Here is a 3910-nt window from a genome sequence, read left to right on the forward strand (position 1 = left end):
TCCATAGGCCGGGCTTTCCCTCGATGATCGTGAGTTTCGGTGTGCCGTCCTCGTTGGTTGCAACCGGCTCCCAGTTCCACAGCGGGTCGACCTCGAGGAGACGCATGGTCACGCCGGCATGCCCGACATAGGACAGGTGAACGCAGGGGAACGCGTGGTATCCGCCGCACTCGTCGCACCGGCGGAAGGCATCACGCGGAATGACGTACTTCCCGTTCTCCTGGACCTTCTGCCCGGTGAACCTCGGAAGCAACTCGATCTGATTCAGCTCGAATGGCGCACTGAGGGCTTTCAGGGCCTCGGCAAGTGTGGCGTCGGTCATTGCTTGGCTTCCTTCCGATTCCTGCGGGTGATGGCGGTGATGCGGTGATGGCACTCGTCACACAGGCAGCGGAGATTCGAGACGCTGTTGTCTCCCCCGTCGATGAGAGCAACGTTGTGATGGGCTTCCCAGGAAACTCCCAGCGGGAAGAGATCGCCTCTGAGTTCGGCTCCGCATCCGGAGACTTCGCACACTCCGCCGACGAGTTCGTAGCGAGCCTTGCGGTTTCGGACGTACTCACCACGGGCGTAGTTCTTGCGATGTGGTTGGGACCGAAGGCGCTGGGCCTCGGTGCGCTGGGGAAGCGGAGCGGGCTTGCACTTCTGGCAGTAGCTCCCGGAAGGGATCCTGATTCCACAGCGGACGCAGGGTCGAGGGAATGTCATTCGACTGCCCTCAGTCCGGTGTAGGAAGCTCTGAGGGCTTCGCGAACTGAGGCTGGATCGGTGTCGTCCACCGTATCCACAGGCTGTGGATGACAAAGACCTTTATTACTATTTGAAGATGAAAGTGAAGATGAAGATGAAGACTTCGTTTCGGTTGAACCGGCATCAGGTAGTTGGTTCGTGTTTGGTTCAACCGTAGTTGAACTACGGTTCACTGCATTTGCCCTGCGTGCTACCCCTGATCTGCGACCCTTCTCAGCTTGTTGTTCTCTGTATGTTTCAAGTTGGTTCACTTGTTCGCGAAGTCTTTTCGAAAACAGGTAATCGCTTGCGCGTCTTTTCACTACCTTGAAGAGAGTCATATTGGGGGCCTGGAATGAGTCAACGATCTTCTCGGCAACCTCCGGACAGACTCTCCAGATGCCGCCGAGCGCCGCATAGTCGAGAGGGAATGAGCAGTGGTCTTCGCTGTCCTTCCACATGTGCCACAGCAGAAGGTGATAGGCACCGTGCTCTTCGAGGGTCAGCCGTTGCGTCTTGTAGTCGGACAGATAGTCGGCTGGATAGAATTGCAGACTCGGAAGAGAACTGGCCATTACTCGCCACTCCCCGGCTCGTCTACCTCGACCGAGTAAGGGATGCCGAGCTGCTGGGCGAGTGCCGGAACGATGACCATGCGGTCGCCAGTGCCGTTAGCGTCATCGATCGGCCACAGCTTCGCGCGTCGGTATGCTGTTGCTTGCGGTAGTCCAAGCATTTGGCCGACTCGGGTGATGGTATCGAGCGGTTTCAGACGTTGGCCTAGTATCAAGATCGTCGATGTCATTTGGCGGAGCCGCCAAAGAACATCTCATATGCAGCCGCTGGCGTTAGACCAAGTACCTTAATGATCGCCCTGATGGTGTCGGCTCGCGCTTTTCCTGGATCGCGCTCAATTTCTCCGTACTTAGATCGGGTTATTCCGAGCAGGCCGGCCATCTGCTTCTGGCTGAGGTTCAGATTCGCTCGTGCGCCCTTAAGTGTCAGATTCATTTCACCCTCAACGTTTATCGCGGTTACACCTTATAGGGTGATGATACCTTTGAGGTGATCGGGATTACAACCTTTTTGTTGAGATTTCTTACAGAGTGCCGATATACTGGTAGTGCATCCAAGGACGCGGAGGTCTATCAGTGCCCGAGAAACTAAGATCAGAAACAGCTAGGAGATTTCAGGAGCTTCGGGAAGAGAGCGGGCTTGGCCGCTCAGAGGTCGCACGGCGACTTGGAGTGACCCCACAGACAATCTGGAAGCTCGAGAATTCCGACTGGAATCCGACAGGCCGGAAGATGGAAGAGTTTGCGCTGAAGCTCGGCTGGCCTCTTCCAAGACTGGCCGGTATAGAACCGGGAGCATTCCCTCTGATAGGGCGTGTGGCGGCCGGACAACCGCTTGAAGCAATCCCTGTTGAGGATGAACGTCATTTCGCTCCGCCAAGCATCACAAAGCGAGTTCACTCAGACTCGTTTTTCCTGCGTGTGTCAGGAGATTCGGTGGATAGGATCTTCCCAGACGGGATGATCGTATTGGTTGACCCTCACGCTGTGGTCAAGAACAACGACGTGGCTGTGGTCAATGTCAACGGCTACGACGCGACGCTTAAGAGGATCTTTTTCGTAGGCAACAGCGTGGTATTGCATCCTGAGAGCCACAATCCAGAGCACCGAGACCTGGTGTTTGATGACCGGTCTGATGACTTGTCAGCGTTTAGAATTATCGGAAAAGTTGAGTGGGCGACATATCCAGAAAGGGCACGATTCTAATGGGTAAGTTCGTGGCCCCTGGAGTTGAGAAGATCAACAAACAGCACTACCGAGTCTGGTGGCCGATCACCGGAACCAACAGGCGCGCGAGCGAGTACGTACATGGGACCCGTGACGAGGCGATCGCCCTACGAACGGCGAAGATCGATGAGCAAAGACGTGGGGAATATGTAGCTCCCAGCGATCTTACCCTTGGGGAATATCTAGATGCGTGGGCCACGCGCATGAAAACCCTCGGTTCACAGGCGACGAGTACGAAGCTTTTCTACGACAGGCAAGCCAGGGCGCTTAAGTCTGGTCTCGGACAGGTCATGCTTCAGGATCTGACGAAGGAGCACGTCCAGGATTACTACGTGACATGTCTGACTACCGAGTTGACCGGACGGATGAGCAAGGCGCCGAAGCCGGAGCCGCTGTTCATATCACAGAACACCATGAGCAAGCGCCACCGCGTTCTTATGATGACTCTCGATGACGCCGCGGATGATGGCCTGCTAGTACGAAACCCCCTTCGGATTGGCAAGTCGAAGAACAAGCGCAGATCTGAATTCCCACGGCCGCCGAAGCCTCACGCCGAGTGTTGGACGGCCGCCGAAATGAGGATCGTGCTAGACGCCGTGGCCGGAACGGGACACGAGTTGCTGACACTGATCGGGTTCTCGACTGGAATGCGCCTCGGAGAGATCCTCGCCCTGCACTGGCGAGATATCGATCTTCCGTCACAGGGACCATGTACGATCACTATTGCGGGAATCGTCGATGAGATTACGAAGCGGCCACTGGCTACAAAGCCATACGGAAAATCAAGCAACGCCCGCCGTACTATAAGTGGCGGTGAGGCATTGGGCGACGCGCTGCGGGCACACCACAAAGGACAGTCGGCACGGCGGCTCAAGCTCGGAGTAGCGTGGGAGGATCAGGGGCTCGTGCTCTGCGGTGACCATGGACAGATATTGAGACCGTCGCAGGTTTCGCGTGGATTCTCGAAGATCATTCGGGGATTGGAGACTGCTAAAGACCTAGCGGTTAAGGAGACCACGTTTCATACCACACGCCACACTCACGCGACGCTCCTGCTACAAGCGCGCGAGAGGATCGATGTCGTCAGTAAGCGCCTCGGACACTCGAGTATCAAGATCACACTCGACTATTACGGCCACGTCATGCCCGGCGATGACGCGAGTGTAGCGACGACATTTGATGCGATTCTCAAGACGTCAGAAGCAACCAACGAGACACTAGTCGAGGCGTTGCCAGAGCGTGCCGAGGCTGCACTGCACTAAGACTGCACCAAGAACAGAAGCTTCCAGAAATAGGTCAGGGGCCGCATGGCCCCTGAGCAGGTGTTGAATGGTGGCCAGAGACGGACTTGAACCGCCGACACGGGGATTTTCAGTCCC

General features: G+C 56.3%; 7 protein-coding genes. 2 read left to right on the forward strand and 5 right to left on the reverse strand.

Going from position 1 to position 3910, the window contains the following annotated elements; translation table 11 throughout:
* From HGA39_09730 to HGA39_09750, 5 genes are all read right to left on the reverse strand, one after another.
* Positions 1 to 322, reverse strand: a 322-nt coding sequence (locus HGA39_09730; GenBank protein ID NTW29622.1) for a hypothetical protein, incomplete at its 3' end; no start/stop codon positions are given.
* Complete coding sequence (locus HGA39_09735; protein NTW29623.1) at positions 319 to 708, reverse strand: HNH endonuclease; 390 nt, start codon at positions 706 to 708, stop codon at positions 319 to 321. The genes HGA39_09730 and HGA39_09735, both read right to left, overlap by 4 nt.
* Positions 705 to 1304: a YdaU family protein gene (locus tag HGA39_09740; GenBank protein NTW29624.1), complete on the reverse strand. Its 600-nt coding sequence runs from the start codon at positions 1302 to 1304 to the stop codon at positions 705 to 707. The genes HGA39_09735 and HGA39_09740 overlap by 4 nt, the downstream gene beginning before the upstream one ends.
* Entirely contained in the window at positions 1304 to 1534 is a 231-nt protein-coding gene (locus tag HGA39_09745) for a hypothetical protein (protein ID NTW29625.1), read from the reverse strand. The genes HGA39_09740 and HGA39_09745 overlap by 1 nt, the downstream gene beginning before the upstream one ends.
* On the reverse strand, positions 1531 to 1740 hold the full coding sequence (locus tag HGA39_09750) for a helix-turn-helix transcriptional regulator (GenBank protein NTW29626.1): 210 nt from the start codon (positions 1738 to 1740) through the stop codon (positions 1531 to 1533). Before HGA39_09750 ends, HGA39_09745 begins: the two co-directional genes overlap by 4 nt.
* Positions 1741 to 1880: 140 nt before the next feature.
* Here HGA39_09750 and HGA39_09755 point away from each other — a divergent pair, with 140 nt between their 5' ends.
* Both HGA39_09755 and HGA39_09760 read left to right on the forward strand, forming a co-directional pair.
* Positions 1881 to 2510 (forward strand): helix-turn-helix domain-containing protein, encoded by a 630-nt coding sequence (locus tag HGA39_09755; GenBank protein NTW29627.1) that lies wholly within the window; start codon positions 1881 to 1883, stop codon positions 2508 to 2510.
* Complete coding sequence (locus HGA39_09760) at positions 2510 to 3793, forward strand: site-specific integrase (GenBank protein NTW29628.1); 1284 nt, start codon at positions 2510 to 2512, stop codon at positions 3791 to 3793. Before HGA39_09755 ends, HGA39_09760 begins: the two co-directional genes overlap by 1 nt.
* Positions 3794 to 3910: the final 117 nt, after the last annotated feature.

Source organism: Coriobacteriia bacterium (genome assembly GCA_013336165.1).
Classification (GTDB): domain Bacteria; phylum Actinomycetota; class Coriobacteriia; order Anaerosomatales; family JAAXUF01; genus JAAXUF01.

Excerpts from the sequence above, each read along its gene's own strand:
- HGA39_09735 (NTW29623.1), bottom strand. The coding sequence starts at position 708 with ATGACATTCCCTCGACCCTGCGTCCGCTGTGGAATCAGGATCCCTTCC.
- HGA39_09740 (NTW29624.1), bottom strand. The coding sequence starts at position 1,304 with ATGGCCAGTTCTCTTCCGAGTCTGCAATTCTATCCAGCCGACTATCTG.
- HGA39_09745 (NTW29625.1), bottom strand. The coding sequence starts at position 1,534 with ATGACATCGACGATCTTGATACTAGGCCAACGTCTGAAACCGCTCGAT.
- HGA39_09750 (NTW29626.1), bottom strand. The coding sequence starts at position 1,740 with ATGAATCTGACACTTAAGGGCGCACGAGCGAATCTGAACCTCAGCCAG.
- HGA39_09760 (NTW29628.1), top strand. The coding sequence starts at position 2,510 with ATGGGTAAGTTCGTGGCCCCTGGAGTTGAGAAGATCAACAAACAGCAC.